This window comes from Rhodococcus sp. OK519, assembly GCF_003051005.1.
Classification (GTDB): Bacteria; Actinomycetota; Actinomycetes; order Mycobacteriales; family Mycobacteriaceae; genus Prescottella.
Genome location: NZ_QAOW01000008.1, coordinates 250,765 through 276,258 on the forward strand (window position 1 = coordinate 250,765; position 25,494 = coordinate 276,258).

At 67.8% G+C, this 25,494-nt stretch carries 24 protein-coding genes, 1 tRNA gene and 1 pseudogene; 11 read left to right on the forward strand and 15 right to left on the reverse strand.

What is annotated here, in order from left to right; translation table 11 throughout:
* Positions 1-102 precede the first annotated feature (102 nt).
* The 5 genes from C8K36_RS20020 to C8K36_RS20040 form a co-directional block, all read right to left on the reverse strand.
* Positions 103-2,004: a hypothetical protein gene (locus tag C8K36_RS20020; RefSeq protein WP_146176511.1), complete on the reverse strand. Its 1,902-nt coding sequence runs from the start codon at positions 2,002-2,004 to the stop codon at positions 103-105.
* A gap of 280 nt (positions 2,005-2,284) precedes the next feature.
* Complete coding sequence (locus tag C8K36_RS20025; protein ID WP_107986266.1) at positions 2,285-2,497, reverse strand: toxin-antitoxin system; 213 nt, start codon at positions 2,495-2,497, stop codon at positions 2,285-2,287.
* A 210-nt stretch (positions 2,498-2,707) separates the two neighbouring features.
* On the reverse strand, positions 2,708-3,928 hold the full coding sequence (locus C8K36_RS20030; protein WP_107986267.1) for a site-specific integrase: 1,221 nt from the start codon (positions 3,926-3,928) through the stop codon (positions 2,708-2,710).
* Between the two features lie 99 nt (positions 3,929-4,027).
* Positions 4,028-4,117 (reverse strand) — tRNA-Ser (locus C8K36_RS20035).
* Positions 4,118-4,159: 42 nt separating this feature from the next.
* Entirely contained in the window at positions 4,160-4,594 is a 435-nt protein-coding gene (locus C8K36_RS20040; protein ID WP_107986312.1) for a MarR family transcriptional regulator, read from the reverse strand.
* 386 nt (positions 4,595-4,980) lie between these two features.
* Here C8K36_RS20040 and C8K36_RS20045 point away from each other — a divergent pair, with 386 nt between their 5' ends.
* Positions 4,981-5,976 carry an NAD(P)H-quinone oxidoreductase gene (locus tag C8K36_RS20045; protein ID WP_107986268.1) on the forward strand — a complete coding sequence of 332 codons (996 nt, stop codon included), beginning with the start codon at positions 4,981-4,983 and terminating at the stop codon, positions 5,974-5,976.
* Here the strand turns inward: C8K36_RS20045 and C8K36_RS20050 are convergent, their stop codons facing one another.
* The gene (locus C8K36_RS20050) at positions 5,977-7,179 is read right to left on the reverse strand and encodes a cysteine desulfurase-like protein (protein WP_107986313.1); all 1,203 of its coding nucleotides are present in this window, start codon (positions 7,177-7,179) and stop codon (positions 5,977-5,979) included.
* 136 nt (positions 7,180-7,315) lie between these two features.
* Here C8K36_RS20050 and C8K36_RS20055 point away from each other — a divergent pair, with 136 nt between their 5' ends.
* From C8K36_RS20055 to C8K36_RS20075, 5 genes are all read left to right on the forward strand, one after another.
* A complete protein-coding gene (locus C8K36_RS20055) occupies positions 7,316-7,876 on the forward strand; it encodes a bacterial proteasome activator family protein (RefSeq protein ID WP_107986269.1) in 561 nt (186 codons plus the stop codon).
* Between the two features lie 53 nt (positions 7,877-7,929).
* Positions 7,930-8,811, forward strand: a complete 882-nt coding sequence (locus tag C8K36_RS20060; RefSeq protein WP_107986270.1) for an ABC transporter permease — start codon at positions 7,930-7,932, stop codon at positions 8,809-8,811.
* A 20-nt stretch (positions 8,812-8,831) separates the two neighbouring features.
* Positions 8,832-9,653 carry an ABC transporter ATP-binding protein gene (locus C8K36_RS20065; protein WP_107986271.1) on the forward strand — a complete coding sequence of 274 codons (822 nt, stop codon included), beginning with the start codon at positions 8,832-8,834 and terminating at the stop codon, positions 9,651-9,653.
* On the forward strand, positions 9,650-10,537 hold the full coding sequence (locus C8K36_RS20070) for a glycosyltransferase (protein WP_107986272.1): 888 nt from the start codon (positions 9,650-9,652) through the stop codon (positions 10,535-10,537). Before C8K36_RS20065 ends, C8K36_RS20070 begins: the two co-directional genes overlap by 4 nt.
* A 161-nt stretch (positions 10,538-10,698) precedes the next feature.
* Complete coding sequence (locus C8K36_RS20075) at positions 10,699-11,559, forward strand: class I SAM-dependent methyltransferase (RefSeq protein WP_107986273.1); 861 nt, start codon at positions 10,699-10,701, stop codon at positions 11,557-11,559.
* A 12-nt stretch (positions 11,560-11,571) separates the two neighbouring features.
* Here C8K36_RS20075 and C8K36_RS20080 read toward each other — a convergent pair whose 3' ends face one another.
* The 7 genes from C8K36_RS20080 to C8K36_RS20110 form a co-directional block, all read right to left on the reverse strand.
* Entirely contained in the window at positions 11,572-13,461 is a 1,890-nt protein-coding gene (locus C8K36_RS20080; protein ID WP_107986274.1) for a glycosyltransferase, read from the reverse strand.
* Between the two features lie 66 nt (positions 13,462-13,527).
* Complete coding sequence (locus tag C8K36_RS20085; protein WP_107986314.1) at positions 13,528-15,756, reverse strand: hypothetical protein; 2,229 nt, start codon at positions 15,754-15,756, stop codon at positions 13,528-13,530.
* Positions 15,757-15,864: 108 nt separating this feature from the next.
* A complete protein-coding gene (locus tag C8K36_RS20090) occupies positions 15,865-16,266 on the reverse strand; it encodes a GtrA family protein (RefSeq protein ID WP_258195508.1) in 402 nt (133 codons plus the stop codon).
* The gene (locus C8K36_RS20095; RefSeq protein ID WP_107986276.1) at positions 16,266-17,210 is read right to left on the reverse strand and encodes a glycosyltransferase family 2 protein; all 945 of its coding nucleotides are present in this window, start codon (positions 17,208-17,210) and stop codon (positions 16,266-16,268) included. The genes C8K36_RS20090 and C8K36_RS20095 overlap by 1 nt, the downstream gene beginning before the upstream one ends.
* Before the next feature lie 108 nt (positions 17,211-17,318).
* Positions 17,319-17,912 (reverse strand): pentapeptide repeat-containing protein, encoded by a 594-nt coding sequence (locus C8K36_RS20100; protein ID WP_107986277.1) that lies wholly within the window; start codon positions 17,910-17,912, stop codon positions 17,319-17,321.
* Between the two features lie 115 nt (positions 17,913-18,027).
* Entirely contained in the window at positions 18,028-19,023 is a 996-nt protein-coding gene (rfbB, locus tag C8K36_RS20105; protein ID WP_107986278.1) for a dTDP-glucose 4,6-dehydratase, read from the reverse strand.
* A gap of 31 nt (positions 19,024-19,054) precedes the next feature.
* Positions 19,055-20,443, reverse strand: coding sequence for an MFS transporter (locus C8K36_RS20110; RefSeq protein ID WP_107986279.1), 1,389 nt, complete (start codon positions 20,441-20,443; stop codon positions 19,055-19,057).
* Between the two features lie 204 nt (positions 20,444-20,647).
* Between C8K36_RS20110 and C8K36_RS20115 the strand changes: the two genes are divergently transcribed.
* From C8K36_RS20115 to C8K36_RS20130, 4 genes are read left to right on the forward strand one after another with little or no spacing between them, the layout of a single operon-like run.
* The gene (locus tag C8K36_RS20115) at positions 20,648-21,184 is read left to right on the forward strand and encodes a hypothetical protein (RefSeq protein ID WP_146176512.1); all 537 of its coding nucleotides are present in this window, start codon (positions 20,648-20,650) and stop codon (positions 21,182-21,184) included.
* A 52-nt stretch (positions 21,185-21,236) separates the two neighbouring features.
* Positions 21,237-22,112, forward strand: coding sequence for a glucose-1-phosphate thymidylyltransferase RfbA (gene rfbA / locus C8K36_RS20120; protein ID WP_107986281.1), 876 nt, complete (start codon positions 21,237-21,239; stop codon positions 22,110-22,112).
* 2 nt (positions 22,113-22,114) lie between these two features.
* On the forward strand, positions 22,115-22,711 hold the full coding sequence (locus C8K36_RS20125; protein WP_107986282.1) for a dTDP-4-dehydrorhamnose 3,5-epimerase family protein: 597 nt from the start codon (positions 22,115-22,117) through the stop codon (positions 22,709-22,711).
* Positions 22,712-22,715: 4 nt separating this feature from the next.
* On the forward strand, positions 22,716-23,840 hold the full coding sequence (locus C8K36_RS20130) for a S1C family serine protease (RefSeq protein ID WP_107986283.1): 1,125 nt from the start codon (positions 22,716-22,718) through the stop codon (positions 23,838-23,840).
* On the opposite strand, the gene C8K36_RS20135 is transcribed toward C8K36_RS20130, so the two are convergent.
* Positions 23,841-24,692 carry an LLM class F420-dependent oxidoreductase gene (locus C8K36_RS20135; protein ID WP_107986284.1) on the reverse strand — a complete coding sequence of 284 codons (852 nt, stop codon included), beginning with the start codon at positions 24,690-24,692 and terminating at the stop codon, positions 23,841-23,843.
* 89 nt (positions 24,693-24,781) lie between these two features.
* The gene (locus C8K36_RS20140; protein ID WP_107986285.1) at positions 24,782-25,249 is read right to left on the reverse strand and encodes a GtrA family protein; all 468 of its coding nucleotides are present in this window, start codon (positions 25,247-25,249) and stop codon (positions 24,782-24,784) included.
* A 96-nt stretch (positions 25,250-25,345) separates the two neighbouring features.
* Between C8K36_RS20140 and C8K36_RS20145 the strand changes: the two are divergent.
* Positions 25,346-25,494, forward strand: a pseudogene (locus C8K36_RS20145) (superoxide dismutase); the annotation flags it as partial.

The following is a 25,494-nucleotide window of genomic DNA, read 5'->3' on the forward strand; positions in this document are numbered from 1 at the left end:
GATGTTGATCATCGCAGCACTCTAGCCCTGTCGCCCTACCTATCTGGCGGTGCGTGGACCGGTGTCCAGCGCGATTCTTCGCGCACCTTGTAGCAGCGGCGCTCAGCTCGTCCCCGCGATGATCGCCGCGCCGAGCGTGTCGCTGAGCAGATCGAGCGCTTCGAGGTGCGGGTCCGCCGGTGGCGGGCCGGCGGCTATCGTTGCTGCCCATATCAGTTCGTTGTCGCGTGTGTCGAGGCCAAGCGCAGCCGGGACAGCCAGCGTGAAGTCGCGCTGATGTGCATCGCTGCGATCAGGCGGCGGCGGTCCGAACCGGTTCGCGAGCCACGCATGCCAGAGCAAACGCTCGGCACGGTGCCTCAGAGTACGTTCGGTCGCGACCATGTCGAGTCCTGCAGCGTCAGCCACATCGTCCAGTGATCGTGCTCCGGGACCCACAGTGCCCTTCTGCCGGGTAATCAGTCCGGCAACCAGCAGATCCGTCAGGATCGCGTAGCCGGTCGACCGGCTGACCCTGGCGGCCGCGAACGCCGCGTCCACGGTGCTCACCTGACCGCTGTGGATGAGGTGGTAGATGGTCCGGCCGCGCAACCCCAGCACGCTCCAGGCCTGGTGAACAGGCTCGACGCGGGCCCGCCCGATCGCGGCACTGTCGGGCGCTGCAGTTGCAGGCGTGGTCAGGGCGTACCGGTCGGGGAGCTGACCTGCACCGCGGGCGACACGCAGCACCGGTGACCCCGGAGTGTCTCGGAGCAGTCGCAGCGCCGCCCACACCGTGGACTCCGACATGAGCCCGGCCGCGTGCGACAGGCTCCGGCCGCCGATGGCTACCACCGGCACACCCTCGACGAGCTCGCCGGCCAGAGCAGAGGTGTAGGCGAGAGCCTGCACGACGGCAAGCAGGATCGGTCGCTGGCGGGATCCGGGGAACTCCTGATCGATCCAGGTTTGTGCGGCGGCGAGCCAGCGGCGTCGGATCGGATCGCTGCGCGAAGAATCGGTCCCCCTGCACCCCCCTGTGTGCTTGTTCTCGTGCGTGAGATCACGGAATTGGGGGGCTACGCTCGCGGCCCAGGTCAGAGCCTTAGCAACGTCCCCCCGCAGGGATTTAGCAATTAGACGCGGGGCCACGTACCGGGCGTAGGCCTTGCGCAGGCCGGCGTAGTCGGCGGTCCCGAGCGCAGCCTCGATGTCGGCGGCGCTGGCGCCACGCAGCACGACGCTGCTGATCACCGATTGCCTGGCCTCGGAGGGCGACGGCCAGCGGGAGGAGTCGGTGATCTTGCCGGTCCGCGCGAACGTGGCCACCGGCGTCGGTATGGCGCTGGTCAGGCGGTAGCGGGGATGCAGGCGGCGGTCGTCGCCGACACCGACGAGACGCTCCTCGCAGGCCAGCGCAGCCTCCACGACCGCGACCGCAGTGCGAGGACGAGACCGACGCGCATCGGCGCCGCCGAGCAGAGCGACCAGGCGGGCGGCAACACCGTGGTCGGATCGCAGGGTGAAGGCCTCGACTGCGGCCGCGAGGGGGCCGTCGAGGCGTCGGTGGCCGCCTTCGCGGCACAACGACCCGGGGACGCTGATACAGCCGTGCGAGTTACCGAGCATCGGGGACTTGTCGAAGGTCGGCAGGCGCTCCTCGAGCGCATCCAGCAGTTCTCGGAGGTCCTCGACTCGCAGTGGCGTGTCGGTGGGCAGCGGTACGAGCACGTGCCGGCCACCGCTGGTGGATCGGTCGGTGACCGTGCGTCCGCCGCACTCGTGCAGCCACGCCAGGATCCGCTCGACATCCGCGTCGACCTGGGCGGCGCCGTGGCGCTTCGCGTCGAAGTCGAGCGCCAGCAGCACGGTGCGGCCGTGCTTGTTGTAGAGCGGCACGGCTGCCGGCGAACCGGGTAGTCGGCTCTTCAGGCCGGACGAGGTGGCGAACTTACCGTCGTCGCTGGGCTCGGACAGGCGCATGGAGCGCCGCGCGGCCATCAGTGGGGCGAGGAATCGCCACACGACATCGGGCGACGACTCGCCCCCACGTCCGTTAGATCTTGAACCTATGTCAGGGTGCGTTGTACCCTGAGACCTGTCTGGCAAGACAGTCCCTTCGGGGAAGTGCAACACCGAGAAGCAAGTTCGTACCTTGGTTCTCACTCAGAACTCAATCGAAAACCCTCGTCCCCGGTGCAACGGGTGACGGGGGTTTTCTTTGTCGAGCTGAGCTGTGTTGCTGAGTGTGTGTCGAGGACGCGCGTGGTGGGTGGGGTCCCTGTTGTGGGGAGGCTCTGTTACCTCAGGCCGCAGTCACAGCCCCATTCGGCAGAGCCTTCTCATCGAGCTCACGAATCAGATCAGCGCGACCGGCGTAGCTCGCGAGAAGATCGGCGATGTACTGGCTCACAGAGCTCACGCCGGCGGCATGTCGTCGATCTTCGAGGATGCGGAAAACGTCGTTGGGAACGCGTGAGGTGATGATCGTGCGCGGGCCCTTGCTCGGTGTTGTCATTGGCGGCTCCCTTCAGCCATCCGACCAGGCTGCAACAGCAGGCTGCCATAACGCTGCGACTCTGCGCAAGCGACATAAAGGCAGGTCAGAGCCACTATTTTCCTACCGACTAACTCGAAACATCGCCTTTCCCCAGGCAGATCCTGCCGCCGAATAACTAACTCGAATAACAGAATCTTGACCGCGAGCTTTTTCGGACGAACCCACCACCTACCCCAGCAGTTCAGCCAGTGCGTCCACTTCCGACGCGTCGGTGTGGGCGTAGGTCCGCAGCACGAGCGTCCCCCCGTCTGCGTGACCGAGCCACGCCGCAACCGCGGACGGTGTCGCCCCTGCGGCGATCAGCCGTGACGCCGCGGTATGCCGAGCGGCATGGAGCCTTCGGTGGGGCACCTGCGCGTACCGCAGCGCCTCCTTCCACCAGTCGTCCAGAGTCCGCGGCGCCACTGCTCGCCCGTCCCAGTGCGTGAGCACGTGGAGATCTCGGGCCCCGACCCATGCCTCACCAGCTCGCTTCCTGGCGATCTGCTGTCGTTCTTGTGCGCCCCGGAGGACGGTCAGCACCGAGGCTGGCAGTTTCAGTGATCGCCGCGCGCGGGCGGTCTTGCCATTCTTCTGATCGATCGTGCAGCCTGTCACGCGCACTCGGGTCTGCAACGCCACCATGATGCGGCCGGCATCCAAATCAATTGCGCTCCAACGCAGCCCCGCCAGCTCACCGCGCCGCAGCCCGATCAGCGCAAGGTGCACCATCGGCGCGTGAACCACGGCCATGTGCTGAGGCGACCGTGGCCCGCCAACCAGGGGCAGATCCACCCTGGAGTGCATCTTCACCAACCGCGCAACCTCGTCCTCACCGAGTCGGTCGGACAAGTCCAGGGCGCCCTCGTAGGCGTCAGCGTCGTCCTTCTTGCGTAGCGGCTTGATGTACTGGATTGGATTGTCGCTCAGCACCCGACGCCGCTCCAGGTCTTTCCAGACAGCCTTGGTGCGCGCGAGCATCGGGTTGATCGAGGTTCGTTTCCACTTCCGCCCGCCTGGCCCGGAACCAGCGGCCAGGTCCTGCACGAGCTGCTCCACCTCGCTGTCGCCGATCGTCCGTACGTCGCGACCATGGAACCGGTCGACAAGTGGCGCCAGCGCCGCCGTGTAGGCCGCAAGCGTGGTCGGGTTGATTCGCTGCGCCGCGAGCCAGCGCTCGACCGCCTGAGCCACCGTGATGACCCCCGCCTCCTCGGCCGCAGCCTGAGTGGCTTCCTTCTTGAGCGTGTCCTGCAACTCGTCGAGGAACTCCCCCGCCGCCTTCGAGGTCTCGAATCTTCTGCGCAGCTGACGTCTCGCGCCGTCTGGGCCTGCCACCCGCACCCGGACCTGGTACCGGATGTCCCCGCTCGGCAGCTCGACTTTCTCAACGCCATTTCGCAACGCCACGCTCGCGATACTAACGATCGCGTGTCATGGCTGTGTCACATCGGAACATTGTTGGATCTTCCGACGTCAGGGGCGGTTTCTCAAAACCGCCCCTGACCTTGGCGGAAGCGGAGGGATTTGAACCCCCGGTGGGTTTAACGCCACGCTCGCTTTCAAGGCGAGTGCATTCGGCCGCTCTGCCACGCTTCCGTGGCGAATCCTAACCGCACGGGCGGCGGCGGGTGAAACCGATCAGCTGACGGCGCGGTCACCGATGGCTGCCTCGACCTTGTCGAACACCTCCGCGAGTGCCCGCATCTCCTGCCTGTCAAGCAGATCGATCAGGTAGTTCCGGACCCCGGAGACGTGCGTGGGCGCCGCTTCGGCGAGACGTTGCCGCCCCACATCGGTGATGACCGCGAGCACGCCCCGACCGTCCTCGACGCACTGACTGCGCTCCACCATGCCCTCGGATTCCATCCGACGGATCTGATGGGTGAGCCGACTGCGCGACGACATGACACCGTCCGCAAGGTCGCTCATCCGCAGTGATCCGTCGGGCGATTCCGACAGCATCACCAGGATCCGATACTCCGCCAGAGACATGTCGTGCTCTGTCTCCAACTCTCGGTTCAGTACAGCCATCAATCGTTGACTGCCGTCTATGAAGCCGCGCCACGCGCGCATCTCATCGGCACCGAGCCACGCCACCCCGGCACCCGTGGTTACTCGAGCATCTGCTGTCACCAGTGCATCGTAGTGCTACCTGTCGTTCGACAGTGTGCAGCACACTCGTACGAATTTCGTGAGCTTCGTCAATCCGGCCGACACCGATGCCGACTCGGGATCCGCCAACGGCATTGGAGCCCGTGGTACCCACAACCCCTTCGCGGGCAACATCTTTCGAGCGAAAAGAGGAGACCGGTCCGACCTCTGCGGTAATCCATTCGGGCATGCGAGTTGCCTTGGCGGCCGGCACTGTCCGCGTGCGCGGAATCGGGCCTCGTCCGCCCGTGCCGATGCAGGGAACGCTCGCACGGTGATGTGACGTGGATCCGACTAGCGTCGAGGGCATGTACGCGATCACAGTTTCCGAACCCGGCGGGCCCGAAATGATGTCCTGGTCCGAGGTTCCCGATCCGACACCGGGCCGCGGCGAGGTCCTCCTCGACGTCGCCGCCACCGCCGTCAACCGTGCCGATCTGCTGCAACGGCAGGGCTTCTATCCGCCGCCGCCCGGCGCCAGCGAGATCATCGGCCTCGAGTGTTCGGGGGTGATCGCCGAGATCGGCCCCGACGTGCACGGCTGGAAGGTGGGCGACCGCGTCGCGGCGCTGCTCGCCGGCGGCGGCTACGCCGAGAAGGTCGCCGTCCCGGCCACCCAACTGCTGCCGGTGCCGGAGGGCCTGGATCTCCGCGCCGCGGCGTCGCTGCCGGAGGTGGCGTGCACGGTGTGGTCGAACGTGGTCATGGAGTGCGGCCTGCACGCCGGGCAGGTGCTGTTGATCCACGGCGGCGGGGGCGGCATCGGCACTCACGCGATCCAGGTCGGCAAGGCCCTCGGCGCCCGCGTCGCAGTCACCGCCGGTTCGGCGGACAAGCTCGAGCGCTGCGCCGAGCTGGGCGCCGAGATCCTGATCAACTACCGCGAGGCCGACTTCGTCGAGGTGCTGCGCGAGGCCACCGGCGGGCACGGTGCCGACGTCATCCTCGACAACATGGGGGCGTCGTACCTGGACCGCAACATCGACGCGCTCGCTCCCGACGGCCAGTTGGCGATCATCGGCATGCAGGGCGGACGCAAGGGCGAACTGGACATCGGCAAGCTGCTCGGCAAGCGCGCCCGCGTGCTGGCCACGGGACTGCGGGGACGCCCTGAGACGGGGCCGTCGAGCAAGGCCGCGGTGATCGCCGCGGTCCGGGACAAGCTGTGGCCGCTGGTGGGCGAGGGCATCGTCTCACCCGTCGTGCACGCGGAGCTGCCGATCACCGAGGCCCCGACGGCGCACGAGATGCTCGACTCCCCCGACACCGTCGGAAAGGTGGTCCTCAGCGTCCGGGAGGTCTGACTACCCGAGCGCCCCGAGGTGCTTGACGAGCTGGTTGATCTCGTAGCGGGTGGTGTAGGGCGCGAGGCCGATGGTGATCGCGCCGCCCTCGTCGTTGACACCCAGCGCGTCGAGCAGTCGGCCGCCGTTCTGGGGCCCGCTGACGGTCGCGATCCGGTTGTCGGCGAGGTGCGCGGCCACCTTGTCGGCGGGCACACCGGCGACAGTGAAGCTCAGCGTGGGCACCCGGATCGGCGACCGGCCGATGACCGTCACCTGCGGGAGCGCGTCGAGCGAGCGCATCAGGTAGTCGAACAGTTGATCGTGGTAGCCCTGCAGCGAACTGATAGACGCCTCGAGTCGCTGGCGGCGGGTGCCGGTCGCGGTCTCCTCGAGCCCGGCCAGGAAGTCGATGGACGTGGTCAGGCCGGCCAGCAGCGCGAACTGGTGGCCGCCCACCTCCATCCGCTCCGCGCCGCGGGCATACGGGTTGAGCGAGACGGCAGGGATGCGATCGAGCAGCGTCGGATCGCGGAACACCAGCGCACCCACCTGCGGGCCGCCCCACGACGGCGCGCTGACGGCGACGACGTCGGCGCCCAGATCGTTGATGTCGAGGTGCGCATACGGCGCAGCACCGATGGCGTCGACCACCAGCAGGCCGCCCACCTCGTGGATGCGGTCCGCCGCAGCGCGCACGGCGGGCGCCGATCCGACGATCGGCGACGCCGCGGTGAGCGCCATCAGGCGGGTGGTGGGCTGCACCAGTTCCTCGAACTGCCAACTCGGCAGCTCACACGTCTCGATCTCCACCTCGGCCCAGCGGACCTGCGCGCCGTAGCGGCTGGCGACCCGGAGCCAGGGGGCGACGTTGGCCTCCTCGTCGAGGCGGGACAGCACCAGCCCGGTGCCGAGTCCCAGCCGCGAACTGAGCGACTCCGCGAGCCACGCGAGCAGCACCGCTCGATCGGCGCCCAGCACCACACCGGCGGGATCGCCGCCGACCAGGTCCGCAACGGCCTCACGTGCCGCGGCGACGATCGCCGCACTGCGCCGCGAAGACACGTGCCGCCCACTGGACGACGACGCGGAGGCCCGGAAGGCCGTCGACACGGTGCGGGACACCGCGTCGGGAATCTGCATGCCGGCTTGCGGATCGAGGTGAACCCATCCGTCGCCCAATGACGGGATCAGTCCCCGTACCCGGGCAACGTCGAAAGCCATGCCCGACACTCTAGGACCCACTGTCAACACGGTGTGATTCAGATCCGACTTTTCGGAACGTGTACTAGCACACGACACTTTCGACACCACCAACCCGCCCTCGCCAATACGCCACGGAACCGTACAAGATGGAGCCATGACGCAACCGGAGAACGAACGAGTGCTCGTGATCGGCCCCGACGGTCACCCGGTCCCGGTGGCCGGGCCCGCCCAGGCGGCGGCCACCGAGAACGCGGACGGCGGCGACTCTCTCACCGACATGGTGGAGCAGCCGGCGAAGGTCATGCGGATCGGCACGATGATCAAGCAGCTGCTCGAGGAGGTGCGGGCGGCACCGCTCGACGACGCCAGCCGAACGCGACTGCGGGATATCCACAAGTCGTCGGTGCGCGAACTCGAGCAGGGCCTGGCGCCCGAGCTGCGGGAGGAACTCGAGCGGCTGACGCTGCCCTTCACCGACGACACGGTGCCCACCGACGCGGAGCTTCGGATCGCGCAGGCGCAGCTCGTCGGCTGGCTCGAGGGACTGTTCCACGGCATCCAGACGGCCCTGTTCGCGCAGCAGATGGCGGCGCGGGCGCAGCTCGAGCAGATGCGCCAGGGCGCCCTGCCGCCCGGCATGAGCATGGGCCCGCAGCATCGGATGCAGGGCCCCGACGACGGCGCGCAACCGCCCGGCACCGGCCAGTACCTGTAGCGCGCGCCACGGTCACGCGGGCAATTCCGACGCGAGCGGTAGGCTCGGAACTCGTGTCAGCAGCAGCCTTGGATCACGAACCGGCGTCCGACCCCGGCGTCGACGACGTTGTGTCCGATTCGCAGACGTTCCGTCGCGCGTTCCAGGACCTGCGGGACGGGTTCGCGCAGCGCGAGCTGTGGCTGAATCTGGGCTGGCAGGACATCAAGCAGCGGTACCGCCGGTCGGTGATCGGTCCGTTCTGGATCACGATCGCCACCGGCGTGCAGGCCACCGCGATGGGCATCCTGTACTCGGCGCTGCTGGGGATGTCGATCCAGGAGTTCCTGCCGTACGTCACTGTCGGCCTGATCGTGTGGAGCATGATCAGCGCGTCGATCCTCGAGGGCTCCGAGGTGTTCGTCGCCAACGAGGGCCTGATCAAGCAGTTGCCGTCGGCGCTCAGTGTGCACATCTACCGCCTGGTGTGGCGGCAGATCCTGTTCTTCGCGCACAACCTGCTGATCTACGTGATCATGCTGGCCGCGTTCGGGGTGTGGCGGGATCTGACGTGGACGGACCTGTCCGCGATTCCCGCCTTCGGCCTGCTCATCCTGAACGCTCTGTGGGTGTCGATCGTGTTCGGCATCTTCGCCACCCGCTATCGCGACATCGCCCCGATCCTCGGCAGCCTGACGCTGCTGCTGTTCGTGCTGACCCCGATCTTCTGGTCCACCGAGGCCCTCAAGGCACAGGGTGGGCAGGTCGCCGAGCGCGCGAGGATCGCCGAGCTGAATCCGTTGTTCCACTTTCTCGAAATCATCCGCGCGCCGATGATCGGCCGGGACCAGCAGGCCTACCACTGGTACATCGTGCTGGCCTTCACGGTCGTCGGCTGGACCGTCGCCATCTTCGCGCTGCGCAAGTACCGGGCCCGCGTGGCCTACTGGGTCTGAGGGTTCGAGGAGCAACTGACATGACGAGCAATGTGAGCATCGATACGCGCGGCGCGTGCGTGGACTTCCCCATCTTCGACGCCAAGTCGCGGTCGCTGAAGAAGGCGTTTCTCGGCAAGGCCGGCGGATCGATCGGCCGCAACGACTCGGATGTCGTCGTGGTCGAGGCGTTGAAGGACATCACGCTGTCCCTCAGGGAGGGCGACCGAGTTGGGCTGGTCGGCCACAACGGTGCCGGTAAGTCGACGCTGCTGCGACTGCTGTCGGGCATCTACGAGCCCACCCGCGGCAGCGCCCGCGTGCGGGGCCGTGTCGCGCCGGTCTTCGACCTCGGCGTCGGCATGGACCCGGAGATCTCGGGCTACGAGAACATCATCATCCGCGGCCTGTTCCTGGGTCAGACCCGCAAGCAGATGCTCGCGAAGATGGATGAGATCGCCGACTTCACCGAGCTCGGCGAGTACCTGAACATGCCGCTGCGCACGTACTCGACGGGCATGCGCGTGCGCGTCGCGATGGGCGTCGTCACCAGCATCGACCCCGAGGTCCTGCTGCTGGACGAGGGCATCGGCGCCGTCGATGCCGAGTTCATGAAGAAGGCCCGTATCCGGCTGCAGAAGCTGGTCGAGCGGTCCGGCATCCTCGTGTTCGCGAGCCACTCCAACGAGTTCCTCGCGCAGCTGTGCGACAGCGCGATGTGGATCGATCACGGCCAGGTTCGCATGCACGGCGAGATCGAGGACGTCGTGCGCGCCTACGAGGGCGACGACGCGGCCGACCACGTTCGTCAGGTCATCGCCGACGTCAAGCGGGAGCAGGACGACGAAGAGAAGGCCTCGTGACCGAGAACATCATCGGCGTCGTCGTCACGCACAAGCGACGCGAGTTGCTCGCGCAGTCCCTGAAGGTGCTGGCCGACCAGACTCGGCCGCTCGATCATCTCGTCGTCGTCGACAACGCCGACGAGGCCGATGTCCGTGCGCTGGTCGAGGGCGCCGACGTCCCCACCACGTACCTCGGTTCCAAGCACAATCTCGGCGGCGCGGGCGGTTTCGCACTCGGCATCCTCTACGCGCTGTCGCTGGGCGCCGACTGGGTGTGGCTCGCCGACGACGACGGCCGCCCCGAGGGCCCCGACGTGCTCGCGACGCTGCTCGGCTGCGCGAAGAAACACGGCCTCACCGAGGTGTCCCCCGTCGTGTGCGACATCGACGAGCCCGACCGGCTGGCATTCCCACTGCGCCGCGGCGTCGAGTGGAAGCGGCTGCGCTCCGAACTGGGAGACGACGACCTGCTGCCCGGCATCGCGTCACTGTTCAACGGCGCGCTGTTCTCGGCCGACGCGATCGACGCCGTCGGCGTCCCGGATCTACGCCTGTTCGTCCGCGGCGACGAGGTGGAGGTGCACCGCCGCCTGGTCCGCTCGGGCCTGCCGTTCGGCACGTGCCTGCAGACCGCGTACGTGCACCCCAACGGCGCCGACGAGTTCAAGCCGATTCTCGGCGGACGGATGCACACGCAGTACCCGGACAACGAGACCAAGCGCTTCTTCACGTACCGCAACCGCGGCTACCTGATGTCCCAACCGGGCATGCGCAAGCTGCTACCGCAGGAGTACGCGCGCTTCGGCTGGTACTTCCTCGTCAGCCGACGCGATCCCAAGGGTTTCGTCGAATGGATGCGGCTGCGCGGCCTCGGGCGCCGGGAGCGGTTCACCCGCCCCTGATCACGGGTGGCTGCGGCCGATCGGAATCACGTCCACACGGATGACGGCGTCTCGCCGCAGTTCGGGGCTTTCGCGGATCGGGTGTCGGTCCTGCGCAGTACGGGGAACCCTGGCAGCATGGGGTGCGGACTCGACTTTCACACGCGAGAAGGGCGCCCAGCATGCTCGATCGGTTCAAGAAGTCGTCGCGGCTCAAACTGCAGCGGGCGATCGCGGAGGTGGTCCACGAGTCCGACCGCAAGACCCGGATCGGGCAGGAGAACCGACACGACCAACTGCTCGCCGAACTCGCCGCGAGCAACGGCGAGATGAAGCGGCTACTCGACGAACTGGCGCAGACCCGCGGTCAGGTGGCCGCGGTCAGCGAACGCCTCGACGTCCTCGAACAGCGCGCGCGACGCGACATCACGCACGCTCTCGACATCCGAGCCACGGCGGAGAGCGCGCAGTTCGTGCTCGACCACATGCCCGCCGCCCCGGTGTTCTGGCATCCCCACGACACGCTGCGGTATGCGCTGGAACTGGTGAAGGTCGACGGTCTGGCCCTCGAATTCGGCGTCGCCAGCGGCACCACGCTGCGAATCGTCAGCGAATCGCTGCGCGCAACCGGGCACGAGGTGTGGGGGTTCGATGTCTGGACGGGCCTGCCCGAAGCGTGGCGCACGGGCTTCCCGGCCGGCGAGTTCGCGCAGCGGGACGTGCCGTCCGTCCCCGGCGCGCAACTGGTGTCGGGGCTGTTCGAGGACACCCTCCCGGGCTTCCTCGCCGAACATCCCGGCCCGGTGGCCTTCGCGCACCTCGACGCGGATCTGTACTCGTCGACTCGAACGGTGCTCGATCTCATCGGTGACCGCCTGGCACCGGGTTCGGTCCTGGTGTTCGACGAGTACTTCAACTACCCCGGTTGGCAACAACACGAGCACCGGGCGTGGACGGAGTTCGTCACACGCGCCGGGCTCGAGTTCGACTACCTCGCGTACACCGCCAACCACGAGCAGGTCGTGGCCCGCATCCGCGAATAGCGTTGTGGTGGTCTACTTTCCGTAGAGCCGAGCCCAGTTCTCGCGACTGGTCAACTGCGGCATCGCCTCCCGGAAGAGACGCTGCGTGTCGGCGCCTTCCTCACGGAACTGCTTGAGCACCTTCGTCATCCGGGCGCCGATCTCCTTCGCGACATCCTTGTCGCGGCGCCGGATCCGCACGCCCGACTGCGACGCGTCGGTCACGACGGCGTGGTCGAACAGCGACACGTGCCACCAGTGCGAATCCGCCGCCGGGATGCTCGCGATGCCGTGCTGCGTGCGACCGAGCCACTGCATCGCGGCACGCTTGGCCAACACCAGATCCATACGGTCACTGTCGGGTTCGGGCCCGGCGATCCGGGTCACCAGATCCGACGACCGAATCCCGGGAATCGCGTCGGTGGGGTACTTGACGGTCTCGGGGAACTTGCCACGTTCCTTGCGGATGGCGCCGAGTACTGCCTGGCCGCCGTCCTCGAGCACACTCGGGCCGGTGAGGAAGTCCTCGATGCCGCGCAACATGGTGTACGCCAGTCCGTACTGCATCGACACGATGTACTGGCTGAGTTCGCGACCCATGGTCACGCTCAGCGCCTTGGTGTCGAAATCGCTGTGCAGCGCCGCCACGATGAGCGAATTGCGCACGCTGAAGTACTTGGCCCAGTCGTCGCGGTCCTTCCAGTGGAAGTCCGCGTGCCACACGCCGGCATTCGGAAGCGTGACGGTGATGAATCCGGCTGCCCGAGAACGAATTCCGTACTCGATGTCGTCCCACTGGAAGAACATCGGGATGGGCAGGCCGATCCGCGAGACGACCTCGGCCGGAATCAGGCACGACCACCACGCGTTGTAGCCGGCGTCGACGCGCTTGTCCTGGCGCTTCTTGATCAGGTTCGCGTCGTGCAGCGAGTTCGCGGCCCAGCGGCCGGCACGCAGCTTCGACAGGTCCGCTTCCTCGGCACTGACGTGCAGATTCTGCGGGTTCATCAGGTACAGCATCTGCGCGCCGACGAGCATGGGCTCGATCGTCACGTTCGCGAAGGCGTTCATCCGCAGCACCGTCTCCGGTTCACACAGGATGTCGTCGTCCATCAAGAGCACGTTGGCGTGCTCGTTGATCGCCGACACCTCGTACATTCCACGCGTGAAACCGCCTGCACCACCGAGATTGGGCTGACGCAGATACACCAGCTTGTCGCCGAGCTTCGCCGCGACCTCGGTGAACAACTCACGGTCGGAGACGTGGTCGGTGCCCTGGTCCACGACGTAGACCGCATCGATTCCGGCCACCATGCGCTCGTCCCCGGCGATGGCCGCGACCGTGTCGGCGCAGTCGTCGGCACGGTTGAAGGTGCAGATCGCGATGGCCGCGGGGCGGATGACCGAGGGGGCGGGAACCGTCCACTCGAGTTCACGCACGACCAGCGGGCCGTCGATTGCCCTGAACTCCAGCCACAGCCACCCACCGTCGAGGTAGGTGTCGAGCTTCGCCGACAACGATGCGGTGCCCGCCCCGTCGACCTCCGTGGTCGCGAGGGTGCGCACGTTGCCGCCCGAGTCCGAGCCGCGCAGCAGCACGAGGGACCGGCCGCCGGCGTCGTGGGCGAAGCCGACCTGCACCTCGTGCACGGTGGTCCAGCGCTGGTAGTAGCTGGCAGCGAATCGACCGAAGTAGGCGTCGGTGTCGACGATCGCACCCTTGTCCAGGCGCACCTCGAACCGCTCCCGATGCGCGGAACCCGACACGATGCGCGCGTACATCTCGTCCTTGACGCGGGCGGTGGGGCCGGTGAACAGACCACGCTGAACCAGCAGGCGGTCCGACGCCGTGTGCTCCTGGAGAGCGTGACGTACCGCCGTCGTGCTCCCGTCCACAGGTGCCACCGACGCCGACTCGCTCATAGTGCTCCTCACGCATTTCCCACGACATTTCCGGTCGGGACACTGCCCTTCCGTAGTCGCAGGATATCAACTCGAGACGGGCGTCCCACGGCGTGCGAATCGGGACCGGCGCTGCCCGAACCACACGGCGGTCTGCAGAAGCACGATGACGAGCGCCGCCGCCGCGGCCACGGCACCCGCTTTCAGGCCCGGTGTCGCGTACTCGACCACCAGCGTGTGATCGCCCGCGGGCACATCGACGGCCAGGAGCCCCGCGGGGCCGTCGGACAACTCCACGGGACTGCCGTCGACGGTTGCGGTGTAGCCGGGCCACGCCAGTCGCGCGAACACCATCCGTCCCGCCTCGTCCGCGGTGAAGCGGATCTCTTCCCGGCCGGGGGCCGACGATTCGGTGGTCGCGACGATGCCCGGCGACGCCCACGTCATCCGGCCCGCCTCCGGCAGCACCTCGTCACGGACCCACACCACCCGCACCGGGGTGTCGTACGCGACGTGCCAGCCCGGGGGCGGATCACCGGCCGCGGCGTCGGGCAGCAGCGCACGCTGGAGCACCAGCGTCGAGACGCCCATGACGTCGATCAGCGGCGCCGGGGTCTGTGCGTCGGCCGGCTGCCACAGCCGCTCGTACGCGTCCTTGCAGGTGGCGCCGCGGTAGTCCATGCACAGTTCGTCGGCGAATTCGGCGAAGCCCATGCCGGTGTAGCTGGCGATCGACTCCACACCGGCGGCGCGGGGCAGGTTGCCGAACAGGATCTCGCCGTTGCGGGCGTCCTCCGGTCCGGTCCGGTCGAGCGCCGCAAGCTGCAGCACGGTCCCGCGGTAGTCGGCGGTGCCGGTCTCGATCCGGGACAGGTCGTAGGCGGGTGCCGCAGTTGCCGGGCCCGGCGGCGTGCCCACCGGCTTGGGTGCCGCGGCCGGGAAGAGGCTGGTCTGCAGGAACAGGACGGCAGCGGTACCGATCACGGCCACCGCCGTCAGCGCAGCGGACCCTGCTCGCCGGTACCCGATCAGCAGTGCCGCGACGAGTGCCGCCGTCAGCAGCAGTCCGAGCAGATGCGCCGGCGTCTGATCGGGACGGACGGCCCACGCGAGGTAGGCGCCCGCCGCGACGATTGCCGAGGTCGCGATCGCCCGGCGCCGCACGTGGTCGGCGGCCAGTCCCGCCGACAGCGCGAGCGCGAACAGCACCCCGCCGGCGAGATACAGGTACTCGACCAGGCGTACCGGCCACCGGAACAGCCACAGGTTCGACGGCGCCAGCGTCGCGAACAGGTAGACGCCGCCGACGATGAACACGCTGATCGATCCGACCGTCCGCGCGCGCAGCGAACGCCACCGGATCCACGGCAGCAGCGGCAGCACGAACCACGCCAGGTAGGTCGTGGGGATCGCCTCGAGCCGGCCGTCGGCCCACGTCGACATCGACGGGAGGTAGGTGGGCGAACTGCCGGCGACGAGGTCTCCGATGTCCGGCACGAGGAACGTGTCGTTCGCGATGGCCGCCAACTGGTCGCGGGTGGTGACCTCGCTGCTACCGAGAAGCGGCAGGAACACCAGCAGCGCGATCGCGCCGACACACGCACCCATCACCACCAGGTGCAGCAGGCGTCCGTAGCCCCGCGCCACCAACAGTTCGATTCCGACAGCGGCGAGCACGACGAGGACGCCGAGCGTCGCGTACGGGTTGCCGGTGGTCAAGGCGAGGAAGCCGAACAGGAACGGCACGAGCGGGTTGGTCGCGCCCCGCGAGAAGCGGCGCGACGCCCACCAGAAGTGGGTGACCCACGTGAACGCCATCAACCCGGCGGGCCACCCCGACGCCTCGTACCAGAGCGTGAACCCGGAGACAGGCAGTGCCACGGCCACGACGATCGCCGCGAAGCGGCGCGCGCCGTACTCGCGGGCCAGGAGGTACACGCCGGCGGCGAGGATCGCGAGGATCTCGACCATCACCGCGTACGACGCGAGCGACAGGTTGTCGAACCGGGACACCAACAGGAAGTTCGCCCAGTTGAGCGGGTTCCAGATCCCGTCCAACCCCTCGGCGGCGTAGTTGCCACCCATCCAGCCGGCCGGGTCCATCGGAGGCCACTGCCGGTCGCGCAGGCTGTCACCGAACATGTGCCACATCGGTGCGAACTGCTCGTGCTGGTCGCCGACGTAGAAGAAGAGCGTTCCCCGCCACTGTGCGATGGAGGCGATGACGGCCGTCACGAGCCCGACGCCGATCGCGACCGACCAGTCGGGCAGCCGATCGTTCAGCCGCCGGAGGCTCGTCGCCCGCCCGCTCGTCACCGTGCTCCTCTGCGTCGTCGTCGCTGCCGTCACTGGTTCGTACCCCTCGTTGACACCCGGGCGAGCATAGGCCAGCAGCGACTCGAGTCCGGAATTGTCCGGCTTGCCTCAGCTGCTCTCGGTGGCCGTCTCGACGACCACCGTCGACGGCGGCTGATGCGTGAGGATTCGACGCGACAGCAGGAAGGTCACCGGAATCGCCGCGACGGCCGCGATGAGCGGAGCGATACGGTCGTCGACTCCGAGGAACGTGACCAGCAGGATCATCCCGACCGTCGTCACGATGTAGTTGGTGGCGTTGGTGAGCGGGAACAGCGCGAACTTGCGCCAGGTCGGCCGGGTCTTGAACGTCCAGTAGCAGTTCAGGAAGAACGACCCCACCATCGAGATCGCGATCGCGAGCAGGTGCGCGGCCAGGTACGGCATCACCGTGTTGAACGCCAGGTACAGCGCGTAGTACACGCCGGTGTTGACGACGCCGACGACGCCGAAACGGATGATGTGGCGCATCACCGCTTCTCCACCTCGCGGCCGCCGGGCTCGGTCTCGGCCACCAGGAAGTGGGGCCTGCGCTTGGTCTCGTAGTAGATGCGCCCCACGTACTCGCCGATCACACCGAGGAATATCAACTGCAGCCCGCCCATGCCGCAGATCGCGGCGATCAGCGTGACATATCCCGGCGCCGACACCCCGTGCGCCAGGGCGAGGACGACCATGACGATCACGTAGACGAAGGATGCCGCCGTCACCGCCGCACCGAGGTACACCGCGAGGCGCAGCGGGGCGTTGTTGAACGACATGATGCCGTCGATGCCGTAATTGAGGAGCCGCCGGAAACTCCACTTGGTCTCGCCACCGCCCTGCCGGGCGACGTTGTCGTAGTCGACGGTCGCAGTGGGGAAGCCGATCCACGAGAACATGCCCTTGGAGAACCGGTTGTACTCACGCATCTGGAGAAGCGCGTCCACCGCACGGCGGCTCAGCAGCCGGAAGTCGCCGGCGCCGTCCTCCATGTTCACGTCGACCAGCGCGTTGACGAGGCGGTAGTACAGCCGCGAGATCATGGTGCGCCCGAACGCGTCGCCCTCGCGGGTGCGGCGGGCGATCACCTGGTCGTAGCCGTCGGCGTGCAGGCGGAGCATGTCGATCAGCAGGTGCGGCGGGTGCTGCAGGTCGGCGTCCATGATCACGACGGCGTCGCCGCTGGCGTAGCGGAGTCCGGCGAGCATCGCGGCTTCCTTGCCGAAGTTGCGGCTGAAGCTGATGTACCGGCAGCGAGGGTCGCGCGCGTGGATCTCGCGCATCAGCCGGACGGTGTCGTCGCGGCTGCCGTCGTCCACGAGGACGAGTTCGATGTCCACGTCGGAGTCCGCCAGGGTCTCGACGACCTGCCGAACGAGTTCCTCGAGAACGTCCTCCTCGTTGTGACACGGAACGACGACGGACAACAGCATTTCGACAATCTCCTCGATCGACCCACGCACCCCGCGAGGGTGTCCCCGCAGGTACGCCGGGCACCCCCCAGCTTAAGGGGCATCAGTTTCGGGTCGGGCACACCCGTCTCAGCTGAGCGTGCCGATGCCGAGCGATCCTGCGGCCAGCGAACCGATGCCGGTCTTCATCGAGCCGTAGGTGAACGACCCGGTGTTCACCGACCCGAGATTCCCGGACCCGGTGTTGGCCGACCCGACATTCCCGGACCCGGTATTGGCCGACCCGACATTCCCGGACCCGGTGTTCGCGGATCCGACATTGTTCGAGCCGGTGTTGGCCCATCCCAGATTGAAAGATCCGGTGTTGTCGGGGCCGATGTTGTTCCAGTCGATGCTGCTCGCGGCGAGCAGTCCGAGACTGCCCAGCCCGGCCGCCACGGCCGAACCGATGGCCCCGGCCTGAATCTCGGCGGGTCCGACGTAACCGACGCCGACCGCGTCCTGGCACGGGACCGGCAGCTCGAGATTCGGAGCGACCGACGCGGTGGCACCGGCCAACAGCCCCTCCACCCGAAACGGCGAGCACGGCGGTGCGCCCGCGACCGGGTCGGCGGCGGCGGTGCCCGCGAACCCGGTGGTCAGTGCGGCGAGTGCCGACGCGACGACCAGCGTCCGGCACACGGTGCGACGACGACGTGAATTGTCCAGCGATCCGGCCCCCATACGAGCGCCCCCTCCGGTTCTACGACCGAGTGTCAGATCCCGACTCGAGTGCTGGTCACGCTACCGCGACGATGCCCTCGGCGTGGCCGGATCGGGGCGTTCGCGCAGGCTGGGGCTACTGCCCGGTGCGCGCGTATCCCGCCTCGGTCGCGGCCTTGGCCGGGCGCCACCACTCCGGGTGATCCCGATACCACTGCACTGTCGCCTCGAGGCCGCTGCGGAAGTTTCGGTAGTGGGGCTCCCAGCCCAGTTCGGTGCGCAGCCGCGTCGAGTCGATCGCATAGCGAAGGTCGTGACCGGGGCGGTCGGCGACGAAGTCGAAATCGTCGGCGTCGCGACCGAAGATCTCGAGCAGCATGGCGATCACGGTGCGGTTGTCGACCTCGCCGTCCGCGCCGATCAGGTACGTCTCGCCGAGCGTGCCGCGCTCGAGGACGTCCCACACCGCGCGGTTGTGGTCGTCGACGTGGATCCAGTCGCGCACGTTGCGGCCCTGCCCGTACAGCTTGGGGCGGACGCCGTCGAGCAGGTTGGTGATCTGCCGCGGAATGAACTTCTCCACGTGCTGGAAGGGGCCGTAGTTGTTGGAGCAGTTCGACAGCGTCGCCCGGATCCCGAACGACCGTGTCCACGCCCGCACCAGCATGTCGCTCGACGCCTTGGTCGACGAGTACGGGCTCGACGGGTTGTAGGCGGTGGACTCGGTGAACCTGGCCGGATCGCTCAGTTCGAGATCGCCGTACACCTCGTCGGTGGAGATGTGGTGATAGCGGACGTCGTGGTCGCGGACGGCCTGCAGCAGCGTGAACGTGCCCACGACGTTGGTGCGCACGAACGGCCACGGGTCGGCGAGCGAGTTGTCGTTGTGCGACTCGGCCGCGAAGTGGACGACGGCGTCGGAGTCGGCCACCAGGCGGTTCACGATGTCGGCGTCGGCGATGTCGCCGTGCACGAAGTCGATCCGGTCGGCGACGGCGTCCAGTGAGGACTTGTTGCCGGCGTACGTCAGCGCGTCCAGGACCGTGACCCGGACGTCGGGGCGTTCGGTGACGGTCTGGTGGACGAAGTTGGAGCCGATGAACCCGGCGCCACCGGTGACGAGCAGCCTCATACCGGGGAGACTACCGAGGGACCGTTCCCGCTCACGCCGACGCCGGTTCCGGCTTCGCTTCCTCCTCCGCCTCGCCGGGGATGGAGGTGCCGCGGAGGGAGACGCCGGCCGTCTCGCGGAGGAAGGCGACCGAGACGAGACCGATGACGCAGGCACCCATCATGTAGATCGCGGGGAACAGGTTCCAGCCGGTGGCGTGGATGACGGCGTCGTTGACGAGCGGGGCCGTGCCGCCGAACAGTGCCGTCGAGACGTTGTAGCCGATCGCGAATCCGGCGTAGCGGACCTGCGTGGGGAACATGGCCGGGAACGTCGCGGAGATGGTGGCCAACTGCGGCAGGTACAGCAGTCCCAGCACCGCGAACGCGATCAGCGCCCACACGAATCCCCGCGCCATCAGCCAGTACATCGGCACGGCCGCGACCAGCAGTCCGATCAGCGATGCCCACCACATCGGCTTGCGCCCGAGCGTGTCCGACCAGCGGCCGAAGAATGGAATGCACGCCATCATGACCAGTTCGCCGACCAGGACGATGATCGTGGTCGACTGCGTGCTCAGGCCGAGCGTCGACTCCAGATAGGTCGGTTGGTAGGTCAGCAGCGTGTAGTTGACCACGTTCAGCGCGACGACCATGCCGGTCAGGACGAGGATCGGCCGCCAGTAGTTCTTCAGCAGGTCGGCGAGCCCGCCCAGGATCGAATCCTGGCTGTCGCCCTGCGCGGCCACCTCGTTGAACACCGGCGATTCGTCGAGCTTGCTCCGCAGATACCAGCCGACCAGGCCCAGCGGCAGCGCGATGAGGAACGGGATCCGCCAGCCCCACGCCGCCATGTCGTCGTCCGAGATCATCAGCTCGCACAGCATCACGACGGCGGTACCGGCGGCGAATCCGCCGAGGGTGCCGAACTCGAGGAAGCTGCCGTACCGGCCGCGCTTGTCGTCGGGCGCGGACTCGGCCATGAAGGTGGCCGCGCCGCCGTACTCGCCGCCGGTGGAGAAGCCCTGCACCACCCGCAGCGCGATCAGCAGGATCGGTGCCATGATCCCGATCGACGCGTACGACGGGATCGCCGCGATCAGCGCCGTCGCACCCGACATCAGCAGGATCGTGGTCGCCAGGACGGCCTTGCGGCCGAGCCGGTCGCCGAGCGGACCCCAGATCATCCCGCCCAACGGCCGGAGGACGAACGAGATCGCGAAGCCCAGCATCGTGCCGAGCGAGCCGAGATGTCCGGGGAAGAAATTCTGAGTCAGGTAGGTGGCGGTGGTGGCGTAGACGCCGTAGTCGAACCATTCCGTCGCGTTGCCCATCGCCGAGCCGGTGATGGCTTTGCGCAGCGTCCGACGGTCCACGTCGCCGCCCGGTGCGGTGGAGTCGTCCACCGTCGGGCGCCCGGGACCGTACGTCGATTCCTGCATTCGTAGGGTCCCTTCAGCCGGGGAGCTGCAGTCGGCAGGTCTTGTTCATCGGTCGTTTCGACGCTAACGGGACATGAACGACTCTGCATGGGACGAGGAGACGGGCAGACGATTGAACACGGAAGCATAGAAATACGAACCAGTTGCCCGGTTTGCGGTTATCGTGGCCACTTCGATCTGCTCGAGTCCGACCACGGAGGCTCCATGTCCAACCCTGGCCCTGAGGGCTACCCGTCGATGCCCGGCCAGAACCCGGCACAACCCCCACTTCAGGGATCCTGGCCGGCGGGCCATCCGACGGGCCCACCTCCGCATGCCCCCGCACCCGTCACCGCCCCGAAGCACCGACCGATGCTGATCGGCGCTCTCGCAGCGAGTGTCGGCGTCATCATCGGCAGCATCGGACCGTGGGTGACGTTCCTGGGGCTCAGCGTCGGTGGCACCGAGGGCGACGGCGTGATCACTCTGATCCTCGGCGTCCTCGCCGCGGCAGCGCTCGGTGCACTGCTGACCCGGACCGCGCCGCCGCGGTTCGGCCTGCCGTGGGCCGGCACCGCCGTCGGTGCGATTTGCCTGCTGGTTGCCATCTACGACATGGCCAACCTGTCCACCGAGGACGAGGAGTTCTTCGGGAAGATGATCGGCCCCGACATCGGGTGGGGACTGTGGTTGCTCCTGCTGTCGTCCATCGCGCTGTGCGCAACCGCGACGATCGCGGCGATTCAGATGCGTAGGAGCTAGCTCTTTCGCACTCCACCGCGCTCGCGCGGCTCCCCGTGAAACACTGCTCTACATGCGCGGAATCATTCTGGCTGGTGGCACGGGCAGCCGGCTGCACCCGATCACGCTGGGCGTGAGCAAGCAGCTGGTGCCCGTCTACGACAAGCCGATGATCTACTACCCGCTGTCGACGCTCATGCTCGCCGGGATCCGCGACATCCTGATCATCACCACCCCGCAGGACGCGAGCCAGTTCCAGCATCTACTGGGCGACGGCTCCCGGTTCGGCATCTCGCTGAGCTATCAGGTGCAGCACGAGCCGAACGGTCTGGCGCAGGCGTTCGTGCTGGGCGCCGACCACATCCGCTCGGACTCGGTGGCACTGGTGTTGGGCGACAACATCTTCTACGGCCCGGGCCTGGGTACGACGCTCACCCGTTTCCACGACGTCAAGGGCGGCGCGGTGTTCGGGTACTGGGTCTCCGATCCGGGCGCATACGGCGTCATCGAGTTCGACGACTCCGGCGCCGCGATCTCGCTCGAGGAGAAGCCGTCGGCGCCGCGGTCCAACTACGCGGTGCCGGGGCTGTACTTCTACGACAACGACGTCGTCTCGATCGCACATGATCTGAAGCCGTCGGCGCGCGGCGAGTACGAGATCACCGACGTCAACCGCACGTATCTCGAGGCCGGACGACTGCAGGTGGAGGTGCTGCCGCGGGGGACCGCCTGGCTCGACACCGGGACGTTCGACTCGCTGCTCGACGCGTCGAACTACGTCCGCACCATCGAGCAGCGGCAGGGCCTCAAGATCGGCGTGCCGGAGGAGGTCGCGTGGCGCCGCGGCTTCATCTCCGACGACGAATTGCGCGAGCGCGCCGAGCCGCTGGTCAAGTCCGGTTACGGGACGTACTTGTTGGGGCTGCTCGACCGCGGCCGAGAATGGTGACCATGGATTATCGAGAGTTGAAGGTTCCGGGGGCGTGGGAGATCACGCCCCGACAGTTCGGCGATCACCGCGGGGTGTTCCTCGAATGGTTCAAGGAGCCCGGCTTTTCCGACATGATCGGCCGCAAACTCGATCTGGCGCAGGCCAACTGCTCAGTGTCCGCGGCTGGCGTGTTGCGCGGCGTCCATTTCGCCGACGTCCCGCCCGGCCAGGCCAAGTACGTCACGTGCGCGAAGGGCGCGATCCTCGACGTCGTCGTCGACCTGCGCGTGGGCTCCCCGACATTCGGGCAGTGGGACTCGGTGCTGCTCGACGACGCCGACCGTCGCGCGGTGTTCATCTCCGAGGGCCTGGGTCACGCGTTTCTCTCGCTCGAGGACGACTCGACGGCGATCTACCTGTGCTCGACGGGGTACAACCCGGAAGGCGAGCACGAGGTGAGCCCGCTCGATCCGGGCATCGGCATCGACTGGCCCGTCGTCGGGCGCGACGGCAGCCCACTGCAATGGACGCTGTCCGACAAGGATCTGGCCGCGCCGACACTGTTGCAGGCCCGCGATTCCGGCGTGCTGCCGGTGTACCGGGAGGGCCACGACTGAGCCTATGAGTGCGTCCGGGGTGCGCCGCGCCAGCGCTGCAATCGCAGTGCTCGCGGCGGCGGGCCTCGCACTCCTGGCCATTCCGCTCGAACACGGCACAACCGACGCCTCCGCCCCGGTGCAGGTGACGGCGCCCGTCGTCGCTCCGCCGCCGCCCCCGCCGCCGGCCGTCCCCTTGGCGCCGCAGCAGATCGCGGAGCGCGTCATCCCGACGATCGTCACCATCACCACACGCTCCGCCTTCGGAGCGACGGCGGGCACCGGAATCGTTCTGCGACCCACGGATTCGGCGGCCGTTGTGTTGACGAATCATCACGTGATCGACGGCGGGCTGGAGATTTCGGCGAAGAGCATGCGCGACGGCACCCCGTACCCGGCGGAGGTGCTCGGCTACGACAACTCACGCGATCTGGCGGTGCTGCGCCTGCCGGGGGCGGCCGCCCTGCCGCCCGCCGTGCTCGGGTCGTCGCAGACGGCGCGCGTCGGCGATCCGGTGACCGCGATCGGGAACGCGGAGGGTGGCGGCGTCCCGCAGTCGGCGCCGGGCGCGGTCACCAAGCTGGGAGTCACGGTGCTCACCCGCAACTCCGCCGACGGGTCCCGCAACGAACTCGCCGGGCTCATCGAGGTGAACGCCGATGTCCGGCCCGGCGATTCGGGTGGCCCGCTGGTCAACGCGTTCGGCGAGGTGATCGGGGTCAGCAGTGCCGGCAACGCAGTGGAGCGGGACACGCCGTCGGCGCCCGCACCGCAGTCGTACGCGATCCCCATCGACTCCGCGATGGGGGTCGTCGATCAGATCCTGGCAGGCCGTACGTCCGATTCGGTACACATCGGCCCCACCCCGCAGCTCGGAGTGAGCGTGCGCGACCACATCGACGCACAGGCCGGGACACCGTCCGGCGCGCAGGTCGTCCTGGTGAGCGTCCGCTCCCCCGCCGAGGGTCTGGGCTTGCTGCGCGGCGACGTGATCGTCGAGTTCGACGGCGCCGCGATCCGCACAGCGGCCGACCTCACGCTCCGAATGATCGCGCGGCACCCGGGCGACCGCGTCGACGTTCGGTGGGTCGACGCGGCCGGAGCGCAACGAATGGGCTCGATGGTGCTGACAGAGGGCCCGCCGCGCTGACTACCCGCCGATGCCGAGCTTGCTCGCCAGGCGCTGCAAGTAGGCGACGACCTGCTCCTCGTCCGCGTCGGGCATACCGAACAGCGCCTCGCTGACGCCCAAGTCCTGCCAGCGGGCGAGCTTGTCGGCGTCGGGCTTGCCGGCCAGGACGATGATCTCGGGCTGCCCGGTCCGGCCGGCGTCGGCCCAGATCTTGCGCAGCAGCGTGACGTTGTCCTCGATGTCCTGCTCGATCGGGGTGGTGATCCAGCCGTCGGCCGAGCGCGCGATCCACGCGAACGTCTTCTCCGACGCGCCCGCACCCACGAGGACCGGCGGACGCGGCTGCTGAATCGGCTTGGGCCACGCCCAACTCGAACCGAACTTCACGAACTGTCCGTCGTAGGACGCCTCCTCCTGCGTCCACAGCGCCTGCATCGCCTCGAGGTACTCGCGCAGCGCGGTGCGACGCTTCTTCGGGTCGACGCCGTGGTCGGCGAGTTCCTCGGCGTTCCAGCCGAATCCGACACCGAACGTGACGCGTCCGCCGGACAGGTGGTCGAGCGAGGCGATGGTCTTGGCGAGGGTGATGGGGTCGTGCTCGAGCGGTAGCGCGACGGACGTGCCGAGCCGGATCCGCGATGTCACCGAGGCGGCGGTACCGAGCGCGACCCAGGGATCCAGGGTGCGCATGTACCGGTCGTCGGGCAGCGCGTCGGTGCCGGTGCCGGGATGGTTCGACTCCCGATTGACCGGGATGTGCGTGTGTTCGGGCACGTAGAACGCGTCGAACCCACACTTCTCGACGGCCTGGGCGGCCGCCGCGGGAGTGATGCCTCGGTCACTGGTGAACAGGCTGATGCCGTAGCGCACGATCTGACTCCTCCGGGTTGGTCGGTTGTCAGAAAATGTAACCGGTTCCACTCACTATCGGAAGAGTCTCCAGACAGGTGTCCAGCCGGCTAGCGGATCCTGAAGATGACCGCGCGCTGGACCACGAAGTTGATGATCGTCGCAGTGCCCTGCGCGATCACGAAGGCCAGCGGAATCCGCCACCACTCGTCCGGGAACACGTGGGCCATGACTTGATTGAGGCCCACCTGGACCGCGAACGTGACCGCGTACAGCGCAACCACCGCGATGAATCGGGCCCGGCTCGGCTCGGCCTTGAACGTCCAGCGTCGGTTGATCAGGTAGGCCGTCGTGGTGCCGGCGATGAAACCGATCGACTTCGCGACGGGCATCGGCAGACCCACCGCGAGCAGAAGCAGGTACAGGCCGAAGTCGACGACCGCCGACAGTCCGCCCGTGAGCACGAAGCGCACGATCTGTGTCTTCAGGTCCAGCGCGTCGTCGGCGATGGACTCGGTGACGGGGATCTCGACCGGCAACGGGACGTGCGGCTCGTGGGCGTGGGGGGTTCCGGACACGCACCGAGACTAGGCGACCCGATCCGAGCGCACCGGCGTGACATCCCACACAGGCCACTGGACCTCGAGCGCACTCGAGGTTGCAAGATCAACGTCATGACCGTTTACACGCTGCCCGATCTGCCCTACGACTACGCCGCCCTCGAGCCGCACATCTCCGGCAAGATCATGGAACTCCACCACGACAAGCACCACGCCGCCTACGTCGCCGGCGCCAACGCCGCCCTCGACAAGCTCGCCGAACT

Coding starts and splice junctions, on each gene's coding strand:
- C8K36_RS20025 (WP_107986266.1), bottom strand. CDS start 2,497: ATGACAACACCGAGCAAGGGCCCGCGCACGATCATCACCTCACGCGTT.
- C8K36_RS20040 (WP_107986312.1), bottom strand. CDS start 4,594: ATGCGCGCGTGGCGCGGCTTCATAGACGGCAGTCAACGATTGATGGCT.
- C8K36_RS20045 (WP_107986268.1), top strand. CDS start 4,981: ATGTACGCGATCACAGTTTCCGAACCCGGCGGGCCCGAAATGATGTCC.
- C8K36_RS20050 (WP_107986313.1), bottom strand. CDS start 7,179: ATGGCTTTCGACGTTGCCCGGGTACGGGGACTGATCCCGTCATTGGGC.
- C8K36_RS20055 (WP_107986269.1), top strand. CDS start 7,316: ATGACGCAACCGGAGAACGAACGAGTGCTCGTGATCGGCCCCGACGGT.
- C8K36_RS20065 (WP_107986271.1), top strand. CDS start 8,832: ATGACGAGCAATGTGAGCATCGATACGCGCGGCGCGTGCGTGGACTTC.
- C8K36_RS20075 (WP_107986273.1), top strand. CDS start 10,699: ATGCTCGATCGGTTCAAGAAGTCGTCGCGGCTCAAACTGCAGCGGGCG.
- C8K36_RS20080 (WP_107986274.1), bottom strand. CDS start 13,461: ATGAGCGAGTCGGCGTCGGTGGCACCTGTGGACGGGAGCACGACGGCG.
- C8K36_RS20090 (WP_258195508.1), bottom strand. CDS start 16,266: ATGCGCCACATCATCCGTTTCGGCGTCGTCGGCGTCGTCAACACCGGC.
- C8K36_RS20095 (WP_107986276.1), bottom strand. CDS start 17,210: ATGCTGTTGTCCGTCGTCGTTCCGTGTCACAACGAGGAGGACGTTCTC.
- C8K36_RS20100 (WP_107986277.1), bottom strand. CDS start 17,912: ATGGGGGCCGGATCGCTGGACAATTCACGTCGTCGTCGCACCGTGTGC.
- rfbB (WP_107986278.1), bottom strand. CDS start 19,023: ATGAGGCTGCTCGTCACCGGTGGCGCCGGGTTCATCGGCTCCAACTTC.
- C8K36_RS20110 (WP_107986279.1), bottom strand. CDS start 20,443: ATGCAGGAATCGACGTACGGTCCCGGGCGCCCGACGGTGGACGACTCC.
- C8K36_RS20115 (WP_146176512.1), top strand. CDS start 20,648: ATGTCCAACCCTGGCCCTGAGGGCTACCCGTCGATGCCCGGCCAGAAC.
- rfbA (WP_107986281.1), top strand. CDS start 21,237: ATGCGCGGAATCATTCTGGCTGGTGGCACGGGCAGCCGGCTGCACCCG.
- C8K36_RS20125 (WP_107986282.1), top strand. CDS start 22,115: ATGGATTATCGAGAGTTGAAGGTTCCGGGGGCGTGGGAGATCACGCCC.
- C8K36_RS20130 (WP_107986283.1), top strand. CDS start 22,716: ATGAGTGCGTCCGGGGTGCGCCGCGCCAGCGCTGCAATCGCAGTGCTC.